Source organism: Brevundimonas mediterranea (assembly GCF_014196125.1).
GTDB lineage: Bacteria > Pseudomonadota > Alphaproteobacteria > Caulobacterales > Caulobacteraceae > Brevundimonas > Brevundimonas mediterranea.
This window is the reverse complement of sequence record NZ_JACIDA010000001.1, coordinates 185,359-203,942: the sequence shown is the minus strand read 5'-3', so window position 1 is coordinate 203,942 and position 18,584 is coordinate 185,359. Positions and strand designations below refer to the sequence as shown.

Below are 18,584 nucleotides of genomic sequence, written 5' to 3'. Positions count from 1 at the left end.
GATCGAACGGGCCATGGCGGGCGCTCCGGCAGAGGTTACCAAGGCGTTAAGGCAAGGCTCGCGCCACCTTCGGAGCGGCTGGCGGTGATTCTCTTCGTGCGTGAGTTCGACTTCGCCTACGGGCGGCGCGACCAGGTTTCACCCCTGATCCAGCGGGTGATCGCGAACAATCCGGGACCGTTCACCTTCACCGGCACAGGGACCTATGTGGTCGGGCGGCCCGAGGCGGGATCGGCGGTGGCGGTGATCGATCCGGGTCCGCTGGACCCGGCGCACCTGGAGGCCCTGATGGCGGCTGTGGAGGGGCGGACGGTCAGCCATGTGCTGGTGACCCATACGCATCGCGATCACGCCCCCCTCGCCCGCCCCTTCGCCGAGAGGACCGGCGCCGTGATCCTGGCCGCCCAGCCGCCGGCGCAGGAAACGCACGCCTCGGGCAGGCTGGACGAGGAGGAGGACGCGGTCTTTGCGCCTGATCAGGTTCTGACGGGCGGCGAAATCATCGAGGGCGACGGCTGGACGATAGAGGCGATGTTCACGCCCGGCCATGCGTCAAATCACATGGCCTTCATGCTGAGGGAGGAGAACGCCCTGTTCAGCGGCGATCACGTCATGGGCTGGGCGACGACGGTGGTGGCGCCGCCGGACGGAAACATGCGCGATTACATGGCCAGCCTGGATGCGGTGATCGCCCGCGACTTCGCCACCCTGTGGCCGACGCACGGCCCCCCGGTGATAAAGCCTGCGCCCTTCTTAGCCGCCTATCGGGCGCACCGGCTGGAGCGGGAGGCCCAGGTGCTGGCGCGGCTGAAGGCGGGAGATCGGCGCGTGGCCGAGATGGTCCCGGTCCTCTATGCGGCGGTGGATCAGCGGCTGTGGCCGGCGGCGTCGCTGTCGGTCCTGGCCCATCTGATCAAACTGGTTGAGGACGGGGCGGCGACCGCAGAGCCGGAGCCGGGTCTGGGCGCCGTATTCGACCTAGCCTAGCGAATCTCGTCTTCCAGGGCGGTGACGATCTTGTCCATCAGACGGCAGGTCGCGCCGCCGTCGGGGCGCGGGTCGCGGGCGGCGACGCGGATGTCGGTGCGGCCCGGGCGGATGCGCACGACGGCGTCATAGGCGAAGCCGAACCAGGCGCCTTCGTGAACGCCCTCGACCTCGAAGGTCGAGGCGCGGACGATGGGGAAGCCGGCGTCGACCAGGGCCGAGACGGCCTGCTGGGCCAGGACCTGGGTCGGGATCGAACGGGCGGCCGAACAGGATTCGGGGCCGGTCACGTCGGACGCGTCCGGATGCAGGGCCGACAGGCGACTGTAGGCCGGGGGTTCGGCCACATTGGTGCTGATGTCGCGCGGTGTCGGCTGGGCCAGCCGCTGTCCCTGATGCAGAAACACCGCCAGGGTCGCGCCGGCCAGGACCAGGGCGACAGCGGCGAAGATCCAGCGCCGGCCGAGGTCGCGCAGCGCCAGGGCCAGCACGAGCAGGGCCGCCGCCATCCCGACCCAGGCCAGGCCTCGCGCCACGGTCCAGGTCAGCAGATCATAGGTGACGGCCCGGTCAACGCCGCCGAACAGGGTCGCCGCCATGGCCGCGACCACCAGGACCGGGGCGGCCGCCGTCAGGGCGGTCAGCCATGGGATCAGGGCGGGGACAGGCTTGTTCGACGACATCGGCGCTCCGGATCTTCAACCAGGCTGGGTCTCTGGCAAGCGGTAGTCCTTCATCCGCTCGCGCAGAAGCTTCTTGTCGATCTTGCCGGTGGCGCCCAGCGGAATCTCGTCCACGGCGACCACGTCGTCGGGCATCCACCATTTGGCGATCTTGCCGTGCAGGAAGGCGAGATGCTCCTGCTTGTCCAGGGTCTCGCCGTCCTTGAGCCGCACGATCAGGACCGGCCGTTCGTCCCATTTGGCGTGGGCGGCGCCGATGACGGCGGCCAGCTCGACCTTCGGGTGGCCGACGGCGATGTTCTCGATCTCGATGGAGCTGATCCATTCGCCGCCCGACTTGATCACGTCCTTGGACCGGTCGGTGATCTGCATGAAGCCCAGGTCGTCGACCGTCGCCACGTCCCCGGTGTCGAAGAAGCCCTCGTCGTCGACGATGTCGCCCTCCTCGCGGAAATAGGCGCGGGCGACGGTCGGGCCCTTGACCATCAGATGGCCGAAGGTCGCGCCGTCGTGCGGCAGGGTCGCCCCGGCGTCGTTCTTGAGCTTCAGCTCGACGCCCAGCGGCGGCGTGCCCTGTTTGACGCGCCATTTCAGCTGTTCCTCGAACGGTTTGTCCGCCAGTTCGGGGGTCATGTTCGACAGGGTGCCGATGGGCGAGGTCTCGGTCATGCCCCAGCCCTGCAGCACCTCGATCCCATAATCGTCGTGGAAGGCGCGGATCAGGCTTTCGGGCACGGCGGAGCCGCCGATCAGCACGCGCTTGACCGTCGAGAGCCGCAGGTCGTTCTGCTTCATATGGCCCAGCAGCCCCTGCCAGACGGTGGGCACGGCGGCGGAGAAGGTGACCTTCTCGCTCTCCAGCAGTTCGTAGATCGAGGCGCCGTCCATCTTGGCGCCCGGCATGACCAGTTTGGCGCCCGCCGCCGGTCCGCCGAAGGCGATGCCCCAGGCGTTGGCGTGGAACATCGGCACGACGGGCAGGATCACCTCGTTGGGCGTGGCGCCCAGGACGGTGGACTGCAGGCCCAGCAGGGTATGGATGAAGTTCGAGCGGTGCGAATAGAGCACGCCCTTGGGATGGCCCGTGGTGCCCGAGGTGTAGCACAGGCCGCAGGCGGTCTGTTCGTCGAAGTCGCCCCAGACCACCTCGGCCGACTGACCCGCGATCACCGTCTCATAGGCCTCGGCCCGGGGCAGAGCCGTCTGCGGCATATGGGCGTCGTCGGTCATGATGATGACGCGCTCGACCTTGGGCAGGTGCGGCAGGATGGCTTCCAGCAACGGCACGAAGGTCAGGTCGGTGAAGATGACCCGGTCCTCGGCGTGGTTGATGATGTAGACCAGCTGCTCGGGGAACAGGCGCGGGTTCAGGGTGTGGCAGACCGCGCCGATCCCCATGACGCCGTACCAGGTCTCGATATGTTTGTCGGTGTTCCAGGCCAGGGTGGCGACGCGGTCGCCGGGCGCGATCCCCCAGGCCTTGAGGGCGTTGGAGACGCGCCTGGCCCGGTCGTGAATCCGGCCGTAGGTGGTGCGGACGATCGGTCCCTCGACCGAGCGCGTCACCACCTCGCGGTCGCCGTGCCAGTGTTTGGCGTGGTCGATGATCTTGTCGACCGTCAGCGGCCAGTCCTGCATCAAGCCCAGCATGTCGTTTCCTGTTCCTATGGATGCGTCTGCTCGAGGCGACGCTTGCCCGGACGCTAACTTGGTTATCGGCGATAAGCAACGTGACCGACGGAAGGTCCGGCGCGACGGATCGTCCCCGGATCGTCTGGCGGGGGCTGCTCGCGCAAGCCGCTGTGGCGCAGGCTTCGTCGACGTTCTAGAAGGCCGGCCATGACCATATTGATCGCGATCACGGGGGGCTCCGGCTCGGGCAAGAGCACCCTGGCCGAGGCCCTGGTCTCGGCCCTGCCGGAGGGCAAGGCCGTGCTGGTGCGCGAGGATTCCTATTATCGGGACGCCGCCTCCCTGCCCGGCTTCGACGCGGCCACATTCGACTTCGACGATGTGGCGGCGCGTGATCACGCCCTGATGATCGCCGACCTGAAGGAGCTGAAGGCCGGGCGTGCGGTGACGGCGCCGGTCTATTCCTTCATCCACCATGGTCGCGAGCCGGGCGGCGAGCCGATCCCCGCCAGCGCGGTGGTGATCGTCGAGGGCACCCATGTGCTGTGCACCCCAGAACTGACGGCACTGTTCGACATCCGGGTCTTCGTCGACACCCCGTCCGACATCCGTTTCATCCGCCGCCTGTTGCGTGACCAGTCCGAACGCGGCCGTTCGGCGGATTCGGTCGTGGCCCAGTATCTGGCCACGGTGCGGCCCGGCCACGAACGGCTGACCGAGCCGTCGCGCACCCACGCCGACTTCATCATCGCCGACGCCACGGCGGCGGTGCGGCTGGAGGATCCGCAGGCCGTGGTGCGTCTGGCCGCGCCGGTCCTGGCTCATCCGCTGCTCCAGCCGCTGCTGGACGCCTAGAACCAGGGATCGTCGGTTGCCGTAGGCTGTTCGGCCTCAAGACGTCGCCTCTCCTGCACAGCAGCCCATTTTGCCGCCAGTATGGCGTCCAGTCGGTCACAGTTGAACCTGAGTTGCTCGCGCAGACGTTCGTCTTCCGCCCGTTCCTCGGGACTGAGCCTTTTCTCCGGCGGCAGGCCACGACCGGGTCTGGGGCGACGGGGTTTGGGGCGGGCCATCAACGGCTCCTTTCAGGACAGGTCTGATCGTCCTCGCGCTTTCGCTGCGAAGTTCATGGAGGGCTGGGCGGGGCGCCGGGCCTTCGCCCGGAGGTTTGTGTTTTGAGTACCGTTTCGACGAAGGTTTGACGCCCCGCGCGGTTGGTTGGCCTGCAAGCTCGGGGCGCCGAGCGGTGGCGGTCTTATCGCCTAACCCCATAAGCCTGCGACGGGTCGGCAGGGTCTGCGAACCCTGTCCCGAGTCCGGCCGAGTATCCCCCTCGACCCTCCAGCGGCGCACCATGTGTCGCCGCCGGCGCGGGGGAGTTGCACCCCCGCTCCCGTTCCATCCGCTCCCGCCGCCGCAAGGTCGCAGGCCAAGCGAGCCCTCCAAGCGACGAGACCGGGAGTGATTATAGGGGGCTGGGAAACCCTGGCGGGGAAGTCGGAGCGAGAATCTGACAAGGGGTTGGAATTGCTGGGGTGAGACCAGCGTCATTGTGACAGTTGGGCGGGGTTGTTGATCACGTTCGGGCCCCCTCCGTCTCGCCGCTGCGCGGCGATCCACCTCCCCCAAGGGGGGAGGAATGGGATGACGGAGATCCTCCCCCCTTGGGGGAGGTGGCGCGGCGCGGAGCGCCGTGACGGAGGGGGCGACTCCGGCGGTGATGATGACCCTTGCTGGCTTCTGGAAGAACACTTCCCTCTCCGAGCCTGGTCCGCTGCGCGGACGCCGGGGATGGTCTTTCCCGCAAGCGGGAGAGGGTCTTGGTCACGAAGCCGGCGTTCTACCGCGTGGTGATCGGCAGAGTGTCCTCGGCCCGGCCGTCGCCCTGGGGCGCGATGACGCCCAGCATGCGGGCCAGGAAGGGTTGGACATCGACGCTGTCGAGGTCGGTCAGGCGCCGGCCGGGGATGACGCCGGGACCGTGGGCGATGAACAGGGCCTGCATCTCGGGCGCCTGATTGTCATAGCCGTGGGCGCCGCCGGGTTGCGTGACGGGCCGGTCGCGCGTGGCCGTCAGCCAGCCGGTCTCGACCAGGCAGACGACCTGAGCCACGCGCGGATTGGAGCCATAGACCAGGCGGGCGGGGACGTCGGCCTTGTTCCAGCATTCCATGTGCGGATGACGGCCCACCAGTTTCTGCTGCACCTCGGCCGCGCGGCCCGGCGCGGGGTCGGCGGTCAGGACCGCGCCGCCGTAACCGATCTGAAGCAAGGCCGGGTCGATGATGTCGTCGATCCACACCACCCGATCCGGCGAGGTGGCGGCCATGCCGTGGTCGGACACAAGGACCAGCAGGGCGCGGTCATACACGCCCCGCGCCTTCAATCCCTCGATCAGCCGGCCGATGGAGGCGTCCACCGAGGCGACGGCGGCGCGGGTCTCGACCGCATCCGGCCCATAGTGGTGACCTGCGGTGTCGACGATGTCGAAATAGAGGGTCTCGAACTTCGGCCGTTGATCGGCGGGCAGGTCCAGCCAGGACAGGACCCGATCCACGCGGGCATCGCCCGACATCGACTTGTCGAAGGGCGCCCAGCGGCTGGGCCTTACACCGTGGATCTCGACCTCGGATCCCGGCCAGAACATGGTCCCGGTGCGGACGCCCGCCTTCTCGGCCGTGACCCAGATCGGCTCGGCCTGATCCCAGAAGCCGCTCTCCTTGCTGGCCATGGTGAAGACGCCCAGTTCGGCGTCGGTGAACCGGTTGGAGACGACGCCGTGATGGTCCGGATGCAGGCCGGTGACCAGGGTATAGTGGTTGGGGAAGGTCACGCTGGGAAAGGACGGACGCATCGGCCCGAAGGCTCCCCCGGCGACCAGGCCGTCCAGAACCGGGGTCGCGCCCTGGCCCAGATAGTCGGGGCGGAAACCATCGATGGAGATCAGAATCACCCGGTCCGGACGGTCGACCTGAGTCGCAACGGTCGAAACGACCGGGGATTGCGCGACCGGCGCGGTCGAGGCCGGCGTCCCGGCGCAGGACGCAACCGCCAGTGTGGCGGCGAGCGCCAGGGCGGGCGTAAGGAAGCGAGACATGGGCGAACTCCGAAGCGACACGGAACCATTGCCTAAACTTAATGGGCGACAGCCGCACGACGGCTTGTGGGAACCGCGTTCGCACGCCAAGCTCGCCTCATGGAAACCGTCATCGAAATCCGCGGCCTGACCAAGACCTATGGGACGGTGAAGGCCCTGGACGGCCTGACCCTGTCGATCCCGCGCGGCGGGGTCTATGGCATCCTCGGCCCCAATGGCGCCGGCAAGTCGACCCTGTTCCGCACCCTGCTGGGCCTGATCCGCCCGACCGGGGGCGAGGCCACGGTCATGGGCGGACGGATCGGCGATCCGGCGGCGACGCGCCGCATGGGCTCGATGATCGAAACCCCGCGCTTTCCCCCCTTCATGACGGCGCGTCAGGTGCTGGTCTGGCTGGGTTACGCCCACGGCGGCGTGCCGATCGCCGAGATCGAGGCCTGGCTGAAACGGGTCGGCCTGACCGAGGCGGCGGACCGGCGGGTGCGCGGCTTTTCGGTCGGCATGCTGCAGCGGCTGGGCGTGGCCGCCGCCCTGATGACCAAGCCCGACCTGGTCATTCTGGATGAACCGACCAGCGGCATGGATCCCCCCGGCATCCAGGAGATGCGCGCCCTGATCCGCAGCCTGGCCGACGACGACGGCGTGACCATCATTCTGGCCAGCCACCAGCTTCAGGAAGTCCAGCGCGTCTGCGACCGGGTCGCCATCTTCAACAAGGGCAAGGTGATCACCGAGGGCCGGGTCTCGGACCTGACGGCCTCGGGCGAGCGGCTGCGCCTGTCGGTCACGCCCCTGGCCAGGGCCATGGGCGTGCTGGGCGACCGGGCGACGCTGGACGGCGACGCCCTGATCGCCGCCGTGCCCCGCGCCGAGGCTGCGGCGACAATCCGCGCCCTGGTCGAGGCCGGGGTCGAGATCGAGGAGGCCCGCTGGATCGGCGCCGACCTGGAGGACGTCTTCATGAGCGAGACCGGCTGGACCGGGGTGCAGGGCACGCCTGTGAAGGGGGCCGATCATGCTGGTTGATGCACTGAAATCGGAGGCCTATCGCGTCTCTCGCAACCGGACAGCGGTCTTCTTCAGCGTGCTGCTGACGCCGCTGCTGTTCATCATCGGCGGCGTGGCTTTCCACATCATCACCAAGACCAAGGGCGACGCCCTCGCGGCCAAGGCCAGTCTGCCTGCGGCGTTGGGGAACCAGCCGGTCAATCTGGCCGAGGCCTTGGAGTTCGCCGCCGGCAACGGCGCCAACGGCGTGCTGCTGGTCTTCATGCTGCTGGCCGCGGCCAGCGTCTACGCCGGCGACTATCGTTGGGAGACCTGGCGGCTGATCAGCGCGCGCAACGGCCGCCCCTGGCTGCTGCTGGGCAAGATCGGGGTGATGAAGGCCCTGGCCATGATCGCCATGCTGGCCATGCTGATCGCCGCCTTCATCTTCTTCATCTCCCAGGCCGTGGTCGCCGGGCGGCCGATGAGCTTCGACCTGTCCGACTTCGATCTGGGCCAGTTCCTTCTGACCGGGCTGCTGTCCTATATCCGCATCGTCCAGTACGGCCTCATCGCCCTGCTGGCGGCGGTGGTCAGCCGTTCGCTGCTGGCGGCCCTGTTCGTGCCCTGGGCCCTGGGCTTCGCCCAGTCCATCCTCGGGGGACCGCTGACGCCCGTGATCGGCTGGGCGCCGACCGACTGGGCCTCCCAACTGCTTCTGCCGGGTCTGGCCTATGACACGCTGAAGGCCGCCGTCTCTCCCGGCCCCATGCCCCTGCCCGAAGGCGCGGTCATGAAGGCGATCGTCAGCCTGACCCTGTGGTGCGTCGTGCCGGTCGCGGCCTCTATCGCCTGGTTCCAGCGTCAGGATCTGTCGAAAGAATAGGCGGCGGGGGGCTGAGCGCGCCTTCCACCACCAGCCAGTCGCGGAAGGCGTCCACAGCGGCGTCCCGGCGGCCCTCGGGGCGCAGGAAGGCGAACCAGGACGGACGTTCGACGAAGCCGAAGGGGGCCGCCAGCCGCCCTGCCACGACGTCCGGCGCCACGAAGGCCCAGGGCGCAATGGCGACGCCCATGCCGGACACGGCGGCCTCGACCATCGAGTGATTATGGGCGAACTCGCGCTCCACCTTGGGCGGGGGCAGGTCCAGGCCCACCAGGGCGGCCCAGGCCGGCCAGGCGCGACGGAAGGTGGCCGAGCGCAGACGCGGGGCGCCGGCCACGGCCGCCAGGGTCGGCAGCCGCGCCATCACCTCAGGGGCCCCGACCGGTCCCTGATGCTGCGGCAGAAAACGTGTCGCCTGGGCGCGCGGATGAACCTCGTCCGGCTCGACGATGCGGATGGCGCCGTCAAACCGGTCGCGCCGATAATCGACCGGCGAATAGGATTCCGACAACCGCACCCGCACCTCGGGATGGGCTTCCAGAAACCCCGGCAGGCGGGGGATCAGCCATTTCAGCGCGAAGGTGCCCAGGCAGGAGATCTCGATCTCGCGCGCGGCGCCGTGACGGGTCGCCTGAACCGCGTCGGCTATGGCGCCGAAGGCCGGGGTCAGGCGCTCGGCCAACTGCGATCCCGCCTCGGTCAGGATCAGAGCGTGACGCGGACCCGACACCAGCACCGCGCCCAGCGAGGCCTGCAGGGCCGCGATCTGGCGGCTGACCGCGCCATGGGTGACGCAAAGCTCGGCGGCGGCGCGGGTCATGCTGCCGTGGCGGGCGAAGGCCTCGAAGGTGCGCAGGGCGTTCAGCGGCGGCGGCGCGGCGGGCTTCATGTGACTTCCCCTCACAGACCCCTGCCCGCTTAATCGATTTCGGCCTCCAGGGAAATCGGCTCCAAGCTGGTCATGCCTCAGTTGGACCCGCCGCCGCGCCCGCCCCGACGCACCCGCCTGGACCAGATGGTCTACGGCCTGTGCGTTCTGCTCATATGGATTCTGGCCCTGGGCGAGGCCTTCAGTGGCTAGAGCCGTTTCTCCATGAAGACGTCGGCGCGGGCGTAGGGGGTCGGGTGGGACGGCAGATGGAGGAAGCCGAAGCTTTCGTACAGGGCGATGGCCGGCTTCAGGGCGCTGTTGGTCTCGAGATACAGATGCGTCGCCTCGACCTCGCGGGCCGCCGCCTCGCAGGCCTCCAGCAGGCGCCGCGCCAGGCCCAGGCCGCGCGCGGCCGGCGTCACCGTCATCTTCGACACCTCGAAGCCGTCCGGAATGCGGATCAGGGCGCAGCAACCGACAGCCGCCCCGTTCCGTTCGGCGATGAAGATCCGGCCGCCGCCGGCGATGAAGACGCCGTGCGGATCGTCGATGGAGCGCCGATCCTTCGCCTCGATGGCGAACCCGCCCTCGGCCAGCCAGGCCTCATTCAGCCGCGCCCAGGCGGCGGCGTGGTCGGGGCGGTATTCGACGATGGCGGCGGTCATTCCCGCCTCTTGCCTCATGTCCGGTCAAAGCAAAAGGGCGGCCGGATCGCTCCGGCCGCCCTTTCGAATATCAGTCTCGTCAGAAACGAGAAACGCTGGGACGCGAGGCTTAAGCCTCGTCGTCGCCTTCGAAGGCCAGGACCGGACCGGAGTCCTTGCCCTTGGCTTCGACGTCGCGATCAACGAACTCGATCACGGCCATCGGGGCGTTGTCGCCGTGACGGAAGCCGGCCTTCATGATGCGGATATAGCCGCCGTTACGCTCGCTGTAGCGCGGGCCGAGCGTTTCGAACAGCTTGCCGACTTGCGGCACGTCGCGAACCTGGCTGATGGCCTGACGACGAGCGTGCAGATCGCCCTTCTTGGCCAGGGTGACCAGCTTCTCGACGAAGGGACGCAGTTCCTTCGCCTTGGGCAGGGTCGTGGTGATTTGCTCGTGCTTGATCAGCGAGGCGGCCATGTTCGCGAACATGGCGGTGCGGTGGCTGGTCGTGCGACCGAGTTTACGATGGGCGGCGCCGTGGCGCATCTGGGTCTCTCCTACTCCGGAACCGGTATCCCAACAGGGACCTGGAACCGTAATCTTCTAACCGCCCCGGCATTCTCCCGAGGGAGACGGGCGGAGGGTTGAACTTAGATCTGGTCGTCGAACTTCTTGGCCAGATCTTCGATGTTTTCGGGCGGCCAGTTCGGCACGTCCATGCCGAGGCTGAGGCCCATCGTCGCGAGAACTTCCTTGATCTCGTTCAGCGACTTGCGGCCGAAGTTCGGGGTGCGAAGCATTTCGCCCTCGGTCTTCTGGATCAGGTCGCCGATGTAGACGATGTTGTCGTTCTTCAGGCAGTTGGCCGAACGGACCGACAGCTCCAGCTCGTCCACCTTCTTCAGCAGGGCCGGGTTGAAGGGCAGGTCGGGCTTGCCGTCCGACTGCTCGACAGCCTTCTTGGGCTCTTCGAAGGTGATGAAGATCTGCAGTTGGTCCTGCAGGATGCGCGCGGCGTAGGCCACGGCGTCAACCGGCGTGACCGCGCCATTGGTTTCGACTTCCAGCAGCAGCTTGTCGTAATCCAGCGACTGGCCCTGGCGGGTCGGCTCGACGCGATAGGCGACGCGCTTGACCGGCGAATACAGGGCGTCGACGGCGATCAGGCCGATCGGCGCATCTTCCGGACGGTTCAGCTCGGCGGCGACGTAGCCCTTGCCGTTCTGGACGGTCAGTTCCATGCGGACCGACGCGCCGTCGTCCAGGGTGCAGATGACGTGATCGGGGTTCAGAACCTCGATGTCCGCCGGCACGTCAATCTGGCCGGCCGTCACGGCGCCGGGGCCCGTGGCGCGCAGGGTCATGCGCTTGGGGCCTTCGGCGTGCATGCGCAGCGCCAGTTGCTTGATGTTCAGGACGATGTCGACCACGTCTTCCCGAACGCCTTCCAGCGACGAGAATTCATGAACGACGCCGTCGATCTGGATGGCGGTGACCGCTGCACCTTGCAGCGAGGAGAGCAGAACGCGACGGAGCGCGTTGCCGAGCGTCACGCCGAAGCCACGTTCGAGGGGTTCGGCCACCAGGCGCGCCTTGCGCTGGGCGTCGGAACCGATCTCGATCTGCGGCTTCTCGGGACGGATCAGCTCTTGCCAGTTTCTTTCGATCATTTTGTCCCTCGAACGGGTTTCGTCGGCTCCGGCCTTGTCGACGAGGCCATGGTGGAGCCGACGGAGATGGGGGTGCTTTAGGCGGTGTCGCTTAGACGCGACGACGCTTGGGCGGACGGCAACCGTTGTGCGGCATCGGGGTGACGTCGCGGATGGTCGTGATCGTCAGACCGACCGACTGCAGCGCGCGCAGGGCCGATTCACGGCCGGAACCCGGACCCGAGACGTTCACTTCCAGCGTCTTCACGCCGTGTTCCTGCGCCTTCTTGCCGGCGTCTTCAGCGGCCATCTGGGCCGCATACGGGGTCGACTTACGCGAGCCCTTGAAGCCCATGTGACCGGCCGACGACCAGGAAATCGCATTTCCTTGCGCGTCGGTGATGGTCACCATGGTGTTGTTGAAGCTGGCGTTCACGTGGGCGACGCCCGAGGTGATGTTCTTGCGCTCGCGCTTCTTTACGCGACCCGGTTCCTTGGCCATGTGTCTGTCTTACTTCTTCTTGCCGGCGATCGGCTTGGCGGGACCCTTGCGGGTGCGGGCGTTGGTGTGCGTGCGCTGACCACGGACCGGCAGGCCCTTGCGGTGACGCAGGCCGCGGTAGCAGGCCAGGTCCATCAGACGCTTGATGTTCATCGACGTCTCGCGGCGCAGGTCGCCCTCGACCGTATGATCCTTGTCGATCGTTTCACGGATCGACAGGACTTCGGCGTCCGTCAGCTGGTTCACCCGGCGAGCCGGCTCGATGCCGACCTTCTCGGTGATGTCCTTGGCGGCGGCGGGGCCGATGCCATGGATGTACTGAAGCGCGATTTCAACGCGCTTGTTGGTCGGGATGTTGACGCCAGCAATACGGGCCACGAAATTCTCCAGATACGCGTTAGTCAGACGCAACAAACGCTCCGGTTAACAAACCAGGAGCGTGGCGCCCTTCGCGGGAAGGCGCCCTTATACAGATGATTCACATCGCGTCAACGCCTGAGGGCAATGACGGCGACTGGAGCCCGCACAACCAGCAATCCACGTCGCCGATGGGGCTGCCCGGGGGGACGGCGATGGGGTGACGTTCATCGCTCAACACTTGATCCAATCGATCGCGATCGGTCAATAGGCCGCCCAGCCAGCGGTCGTGCGCGCGCTGTACCGGATCGGCGGCGCGCGAGCCCCGCAGGCGGGCGCCGATCGTCTCCAGTTCGGCGTCGATCAGGGCGGCGGCGGTGCCGGACATATCCTTGCCGTGCGCCAGCCCGGCCAGGGTCAGGACATATCGGGCCTGAACCCGACGCGCCGGTTCGGCCAAGCGTCCCGCTGCGGGCTTGAAGACGGCGGCCGTGGTCCGATCCAGAACGGCGGGCAAACCCAGGGCCTGGGGATCGCGGGCGGTCGATTCGACCAGCCGGTTGACACGTTCCGGCGCGAACAGGCCCGACAGGGTGACCTCGGCCGCCACATCGGCCGCAGCCCCGGCGTCGAATCCGCGCCCGGTCTCGCCCGGGAAGACTTCGATCTGGTGCTGAATGTCGCCGTCGCCCGACTGCTGCTGCGCCAGCAGGTCCAGCAGCGGCACGGGCAGGACCAGCTCGGCCGGATCCAGGGTGGCGATCAGGGCGTCCAGCGCCGCCGACTGGGTCGCGGCCGGAACCGGCGTCGCCGTCTCGCGCCCGTCACCGACGATGGGGAAGCCGTAGTCGGTGCCCCCAACCAGCTTCAGCACCGCGTCCACCTGGTAGCGGTGATACAGATAGATCGGCACCAGCCGGCGTCGCAGATCATTGACCGGCGATCCGGCCGGCAGGTTGCGCAGACCGAACCGGTCCAGGGCGATACGCCGCACCTGCATCAGGTGGCTTAGTTCTGCGACCGGGTCCGAGCCATTGTCCCACAGACTGCCCCAGGGCTGGCCCATCGACGGCACGCGCGCATCAGCGTCAGAGACGAAGCGCAGCCGCGCGGACCCTGCCCTCGCCTTGGCGTCCAGGGTCGCGGCGTCGGCCGGCGCGTACAGCCAGTCGATGGCGAAATCATCCCACGCCCCCATGCCGACGCCGTAAGCCTGGCTGAAGTCCAACGCCTGGTCCCCCCCGATCCCGATCACCGGCACCGGATAGTCCATCACGGAGGCCCGCTCCTGGGTCGAGGCCGCGAAATTGTGCATCAGGCCGATGGCGTGGCCGACCTCATGCGCTGACAGCTGACGTATCCGGGCCAGGGCGATGCGCTGGGGATCGTCCTGGGCGCCCGTGCCGGTGCGGTCTGCGCCGACCAGGCCTTCGAAGATCAGCATGTCCTGACGGACGCGCAGCGAACCCAGCAGGACCGAACCCTTGACGATCTCGCCGGTACGCGGATCGACCACGCTCTGGCCGTAGGACCAGCTGCGTGTCGCGCGGTTGACCCAGTTGATGACATTGTAGCGGGCGTCCATCGGATCCACGCCCTCGGGCAGGACCTCGACGCGGAAGGCGTCGATGAAGCCGGCCTTGTCAAAGGCGTCGGCCCACCACAACGCGCCCTCGACCAGGGCCGAACGGATCGGCTCGGGCGCGGCGCGGTCGACATAGAATACGATCGGCTTGACCACGGTCGAGCGCGCGGCGCTGGGATCGGTCTTCTCCAGTCGGAAGCGGCTGGTCAGACGCGAAACGATGGGCTCATCCAGCGGCGCCGAGAAGTCGTCGACCACCTGGTTCATCGCCCCGGTGCGTGGATCGAACAGCCGCATCTGATAGCCGTCGCCCGGCAGTTTCACGAAGCTGTGGTGGACGTTGAAGGTGACCAGACGGGAGTCGGGGGCGATGCGCGACACCTCGCGTCCCGCGTCGTCCGAAGAGAAGGTCAGGCGCGCCTCCAGTTCGAGGTTCTCGGGGAAGGCCCTGGCGGCCGAAGCGTCGACCAGGCTCAGATCCGCGACCGGTTTGAACGTTCCCTGCCCCGCCTGTTTCAGGGCGGCGGCGATGCCGGTCGCGTCCCAGGTCAGGAACTTGCCGATGTCGACGACCACACCGCCGTCCGAGGTGCGGCTGTCGATGGCGCCGGACCAGACGGTCGAGCTCAAGAAGGCGTCACGAGCGGCCGCCTGTTCATCGACCGAACCGTTGGGCGCGCGATAGGCGGGGTTCTCGTATTCGGCGACGACGCGATCGCCGATCTTGCGGAAAACCAGGATATGGGTCGGCCCAATCTGGGCGCGGTCCAGGCCGGTGACCGCCGACCCGACGCCGGTCCGCAGGGTGGTGAAATGGATGACCCGCGCCATGACGCCATCGGCGTCCGGGGCCGGCAGTTCCAGCTTCACAGTTCCCTTGTCCTGATCGACCTGCAGAGGGAACAGACCGTCGATAGTCTGAACGGACGAGGCGGTGGGCGGAGAGGCTGGAGCCAAGGCCAGGGCGGGCGCCGCACCGCAGGCCAGAACCAGGGCGAGCGCCGTCGCCGTCGTCATTCGCATCATCGAACATCCCCCCGTGAGTCGCCCATAGAGGGGCGCGCCGAAAGCCCTGTCAACGAAGGCCGTTCAACGCCGAGGCGGAATGCCGAAGTCGATGCCGACCGTCACCGGCTGCCCCTCGACGGGGCGGCCGTTCTCGGTCGCGGGCTGGAATCGGAAATAGCTCGACACCGCCAGCCCGCCCGCGCCGAAGCCGACACCGGAGGGGTCTTCGCTGACCACGCGACAGGCCTCCAGCCGGCTGTCCAGGCGAATACGGCAAGACAGCTCGACCCGGCCATAGCGGCTGCGGGCCTGGCGCGGGTGATTGGCGCGGATCTGGGCCAGGGTCGGGCTGGTGATCAGGCGCGGCCCCGTCGCGCCGCTTCCAGGGCCTGATCCCGAGCCGACGCCAGAGCCGCTGCCGGTCCCCGCCCCGCCTTGGCCGAACCCGGGCTCGGGCGAAGAGCTCGGGGCGACGCCGACGACCGGCGCGGGCTCGGGCGCGGGCCGAGGCGGCGCCGGCAGTTCGACGGGGCGCACCTGTTTCGGCGGCGGAGGTGTGTGAATGCGGGAAGGCGCGGCCGGGGCGCCGCCCCCGGTCTCCGGCGCGGGCGGCTCAAGCGAGATCGGCGGCGGCGGGTCATAGAGGACGACCTCCAACGGTCGCGGCGGCGTTCCCAAGACCTCCGGCGCCCTGCCTTTCACCTGGCCCAGGAGCAGAGCGAGGCCCAGTTCCGCCGAGGCCACCCCAACGAGAACGGCGAAGGCGCGCCAGCGTCTGCGGGCGCGCCTTCTTTCATGAGGGGTCTTGGCGTCAGGCATCGGTCGTCTAACGCCCGACGCCCGGTTTGGTCACGCCAGAGCTTCGTCGATCGCCTTGGCGACGGAGTCGATGGAGCCCATGCCGTCCGCTTCGGTCAGCTTGCCCTGGGCTTCATAATAGGGAAGCAGCGGGGCGGTGTTGCGGTTGTAGGCGTCCAGACGCACCACGAAGGTGTCGGGATTGTCGTCGGGACGGCCCTGTTCGGCATAGCGTTTGGCGATCCGCTCCAGCAGGGCGGAATCATCCACCTTCAGCCGCACCACGGCGTCGATCTGGGCGCCGCGCTTGGCCAGCATGGCGTCCAGGGCCTCGGCCTGGGCCACGGTGCGGGGGAAGCCGTCGAAGATGGCGCCGCCGGCGGCCTCGGCCTCCGTCAGGCGATCCTCGATCAGGGCGATGACGATCTCGTCCGTCACCAGATCACCGCGCGCCAGCACGTCCTTGACCTTGAGCCCCAGCTCCGAGCCCGAGGCGATGGCGGCCCGCAGCATGTCGCCGGTCGAGAGCTGGACCATGCCCCGCTCTTCGACCAGCCGCTTGGCCTGTGTCCCCTTGCCCGCCGCCGGCGGTCCGAACAGGATCAAGTTCACGCGTAGGCCCTCCCCAGGCTTCTTGTAGTCAACTCAGCGCCGCACCGGAGTGGGCGCGCCACGACCGCCGCGACCGCGCAGCTTGGCCTTCTTGATCAGGCCCTCGTACTGGTGCGCCAGCAGTTGGGACTGGATCTGGGCCACAGTGTCCATCGTGACGGACACGACAATCAAGATAGACGTTCCGCCGAAGTAGAGGCTGTTGCCCATCTGGGCGACCAGGAACTCGGGCAGCAGACAGACGGCGGTGATATAGGCCGCGCCGATCACTGTCAGACGGGTCAGGACATAGTCCAGATACTCGGCCGTCCGCTTGCCCGGACGGATGCCCGGCAGGAAGCCGCCGTATTTGCGCAGGTTCTCAGCCGTGTCCTCCGGGTTGAAGGTGATCGAGGTGTAGAAGAAGCAGAAGAAGATGATCAGGGCGGCGTACAGGGCCATGAACAGCGGCTGACCGTGCGTCAGCTGGGCCGTCACCAGCGGCAGCCAGCTCAGATAGCCGGGCAGGTCCGCGTTGGCGGTCAGGCTGGCCACCGTGGTCGGCAGCATCAGCAGGGACGAAGCGAAGATCGGCGGGATGACCCCGGCGGTGTTGACCTTCAGCGGCAGGAACGAGCGTTCGCCCCCGGCCATGCGGTTGCCTTCCTGGCGCTTCGGATACTGGATCAGAAGCCGGCGCTGGGCGCGTTCCATGAAGACGATGAAGACCACGGTCGCCACGGCCAGAACGGCGATGAACAACAGGGCGAAGGCGGACATCTGACCCTGTTGGGCCAGGCCCAGCATGCGGGCGATGGTGGACGGCAGGACCGCCACGATGCCGGCGAAGATGATCAGCGAGATGCCGTTGCCGACGCCGCGCGCCGTCACCTGCTCACCCAGCCACATCAGGAACATGGTGCCGCCCGTCAAGGTCACGACGGTCGAGACCAGGAAGAAGATCCCCGGATTGTCGACCAGACCCGGCTGGGCGTTCAGACCCGCGGCGATGCCGAGGGACTGGGCCAGGGCCAGGAACACCGTCAGATAGCGGGTGTACTGGTTCAGCTGCTTGCGGCCGCTTTCGCCGCCTTCCTTCTTCAGCTTCTCCCAAGGCGGATACACGGTGCCCATCAGCTGCACGATGATCGACGCCGAGATATAGGGCGCGACGTTCAGCGCGAAGATGGCCATCCGCTCGACCGCGCCGCCCGAGAACATGTTGAACATGTCCAGGATGCCGCGCTGACCCGAGGGGTCTTGGAAGAACTGCAGGAAGGCCTGCGAATTGATGCCCGGGATCGGCACGTAAGTCCCGATGCGATAAACCAGCAAGGCGCCCAGCGTGAACAGCAGGCGCTTGTGCAGCTCGGTCGCTTTCGCGAACGAGCCCATGTTCATATTGGCGGCGAGTTGTTCTGCGGCCGAAGCCATTATGCGTCCCCACGACTGACTGAGTCGTCAGATAGGCGGAAAGCGGCCCTCATGCGAGGGCCGCTTCCGTTGTTTCGTCGTCGCAGGTGTAATCAGGCCACGGCCGATACAGACCGCGACGACGCGTTGCTTAGGCCTTGGCGGCGGCGCGCTTGGTGCGGGCCGAGATCTTGTTCTCGTCGCCCAGACGCGGCTTGGCGGCAGGAACCTTGCCCTTGGCCAGGTTGCGCTTCTCGACGCGCGCAGCAGCCTTGGCTTCAGCGGCGATGCGTTCTTGCACGACCGAACCGCCGGCGGCTTCGATGGCCTTGACGGCGCCCGAGGAGGCCGACCAGACGACCAGGTTCAGGGCTTGCTTCAGCTCGCCGGTGCCCAGCAGACGGACGCCGTCCTTGACGCGACGGATCACGCCGGCGGCGACCAGGGCGTCGCCCTTCAGTTCCGACTTGGCGTCCAGCTTGCCGGCGTCGATGGCGTCTTGCAGGCGCCACAGGTTCACTTCGGCCAGCTTCAGGGCGTTCGGGTTGTTGAAGCCGCGCTTGGGCATGCGCATGTACAGCGGCATCTGGCCGCCTTCGAAGCCCAGCAGGCTGACGCCGGTACGCGACTTCTGACCCTTGACGCCGCGGCCCGAGGTCTTGCCCTTGCCCGAACCGGGGCCACGGCCGACACGCATGCGCTTCTTGTGCGCGCCTTCGTTGTCGCGGATTTCGTTCAGTTTCATATGCCTGATCCTTTCGGGTTCTAGCGCCCGGACCCATGATCCGGACTCGGCGGTGAAAGTTTATCGTCTCCCTCCCCCTCGGGGGAGGGTGGTCGGCGAAGCCGACCGGGTGGGAAGGGCTCGGCGAGCCCGTCCCGGATATCTC

General features: G+C 67.7%; 18 protein-coding genes. 4 read left to right on the top strand and 14 right to left on the bottom strand.

The genetic code is table 11. The features are described from left to right. Positions 1–84 precede the first annotated feature (84 nt). Entirely contained in the window at positions 85–987 is a 903-nt protein-coding gene (locus GGR11_RS01120) for an MBL fold metallo-hydrolase (RefSeq protein ID WP_183194972.1), read from the top strand. Here GGR11_RS01120 and GGR11_RS01115 read toward each other — a convergent pair. Together GGR11_RS01115 and GGR11_RS01110 are read right to left on the bottom strand one after the other, a co-directional pair. Then, positions 984–1,670: a DUF1499 domain-containing protein gene (locus GGR11_RS01115; protein ID WP_183194970.1), complete on the bottom strand. Its 687-nt coding sequence runs from the start codon at positions 1,668–1,670 to the stop codon at positions 984–986. The genes GGR11_RS01120 and GGR11_RS01115 overlap by 4 nt on opposite strands. 15 nt (positions 1,671–1,685) lie before the next feature. Beyond that, positions 1,686–3,320: a long-chain-fatty-acid--CoA ligase gene (locus tag GGR11_RS01110; RefSeq protein WP_183194969.1), complete on the bottom strand. Its 1,635-nt coding sequence runs from the start codon at positions 3,318–3,320 to the stop codon at positions 1,686–1,688. 189 nt (positions 3,321–3,509) lie between these two features. Here GGR11_RS01110 and udk point away from each other — a divergent pair, with 189 nt between their 5' ends. Then, positions 3,510–4,157: a uridine kinase gene (udk, locus tag GGR11_RS01105; RefSeq protein WP_183194967.1), complete on the top strand. Its 648-nt coding sequence runs from the start codon at positions 3,510–3,512 to the stop codon at positions 4,155–4,157. Between the two features lie 985 nt (positions 4,158–5,142). On the opposite strand, the gene GGR11_RS01100 is transcribed toward udk, so the two are convergent. Continuing rightward, positions 5,143–6,399, bottom strand: a complete 1,257-nt coding sequence (locus GGR11_RS01100) for an alkaline phosphatase family protein (RefSeq protein WP_183194965.1) — start codon at positions 6,397–6,399, stop codon at positions 5,143–5,145. A gap of 99 nt (positions 6,400–6,498) precedes the next feature. Here GGR11_RS01100 and GGR11_RS01095 point away from each other — a divergent pair, with 99 nt between their 5' ends. After that, a complete protein-coding gene (locus GGR11_RS01095; RefSeq protein WP_183194964.1) occupies positions 6,499–7,425 on the top strand; it encodes an ABC transporter ATP-binding protein in 927 nt (308 codons plus the stop codon). Continuing rightward, a complete protein-coding gene (locus tag GGR11_RS01090) occupies positions 7,415–8,272 on the top strand; it encodes an ABC-2 transporter permease (RefSeq protein ID WP_183194962.1) in 858 nt (285 codons plus the stop codon). Before GGR11_RS01095 ends, GGR11_RS01090 begins: the two co-directional genes overlap by 11 nt. Here GGR11_RS01090 and GGR11_RS01085 read toward each other — a convergent pair. The 11 genes from GGR11_RS01085 to rplO all read right to left on the bottom strand — a co-directional run bounded on the left by GGR11_RS01085 (position 8,232) and on the right by rplO (position 18,439). Further along, positions 8,232–9,161 carry a LysR substrate-binding domain-containing protein gene (locus tag GGR11_RS01085; protein ID WP_183194960.1) on the bottom strand — a complete coding sequence of 310 codons (930 nt, stop codon included), beginning with the start codon at positions 9,159–9,161 and terminating at the stop codon, positions 8,232–8,234. The genes GGR11_RS01090 and GGR11_RS01085 overlap by 41 nt on opposite strands. Before the next feature lie 188 nt (positions 9,162–9,349). Then, positions 9,350–9,808 (bottom strand): GNAT family N-acetyltransferase, encoded by a 459-nt coding sequence (locus tag GGR11_RS01080; protein ID WP_183194959.1) that lies wholly within the window; start codon positions 9,806–9,808, stop codon positions 9,350–9,352. Between the two features lie 109 nt (positions 9,809–9,917). Further along, positions 9,918–10,337 (bottom strand): 50S ribosomal protein L17, encoded by a 420-nt coding sequence (gene rplQ, locus GGR11_RS01075; RefSeq protein WP_035307159.1) that lies wholly within the window; start codon positions 10,335–10,337, stop codon positions 9,918–9,920. 104 nt (positions 10,338–10,441) lie between these two features. Beyond that, positions 10,442–11,461: a DNA-directed RNA polymerase subunit alpha gene (locus GGR11_RS01070; RefSeq protein WP_183194957.1), complete on the bottom strand. Its 1,020-nt coding sequence runs from the start codon at positions 11,459–11,461 to the stop codon at positions 10,442–10,444. Positions 11,462–11,552: 91 nt separating this feature from the next. Next, positions 11,553–11,942, bottom strand: a complete 390-nt coding sequence (gene rpsK / locus GGR11_RS01065) for a 30S ribosomal protein S11 (protein WP_008264180.1) — start codon at positions 11,940–11,942, stop codon at positions 11,553–11,555. A 9-nt stretch (positions 11,943–11,951) separates the two neighbouring features. Further along, complete coding sequence (rpsM, locus tag GGR11_RS01060) at positions 11,952–12,320, bottom strand: 30S ribosomal protein S13 (protein WP_026108555.1); 369 nt, start codon at positions 12,318–12,320, stop codon at positions 11,952–11,954. Positions 12,321–12,420: 100 nt separating this feature from the next. Then, positions 12,421–14,910 (bottom strand): zinc-dependent metalloprotease, encoded by a 2,490-nt coding sequence (locus GGR11_RS01055; protein ID WP_221205062.1) that lies wholly within the window; start codon positions 14,908–14,910, stop codon positions 12,421–12,423. Positions 14,911–14,973: 63 nt separating this feature from the next. Beyond that, positions 14,974–15,711 carry an energy transducer TonB gene (locus tag GGR11_RS01050; RefSeq protein WP_183194954.1) on the bottom strand — a complete coding sequence of 246 codons (738 nt, stop codon included), beginning with the start codon at positions 15,709–15,711 and terminating at the stop codon, positions 14,974–14,976. 30 nt (positions 15,712–15,741) lie between these two features. Next, positions 15,742–16,302 (bottom strand): adenylate kinase, encoded by a 561-nt coding sequence (locus tag GGR11_RS01045; RefSeq protein ID WP_183194951.1) that lies wholly within the window; start codon positions 16,300–16,302, stop codon positions 15,742–15,744. 33 nt (positions 16,303–16,335) lie between these two features. Beyond that, positions 16,336–17,715: a preprotein translocase subunit SecY gene (secY, locus tag GGR11_RS01040; protein WP_183194949.1), complete on the bottom strand. Its 1,380-nt coding sequence runs from the start codon at positions 17,713–17,715 to the stop codon at positions 16,336–16,338. Between the two features lie 130 nt (positions 17,716–17,845). Then, complete coding sequence (gene rplO, locus GGR11_RS01035; protein WP_183194947.1) at positions 17,846–18,439, bottom strand: 50S ribosomal protein L15; 594 nt, start codon at positions 18,437–18,439, stop codon at positions 17,846–17,848. Between the last annotated feature and the right edge of the window lie 145 nt (positions 18,440–18,584).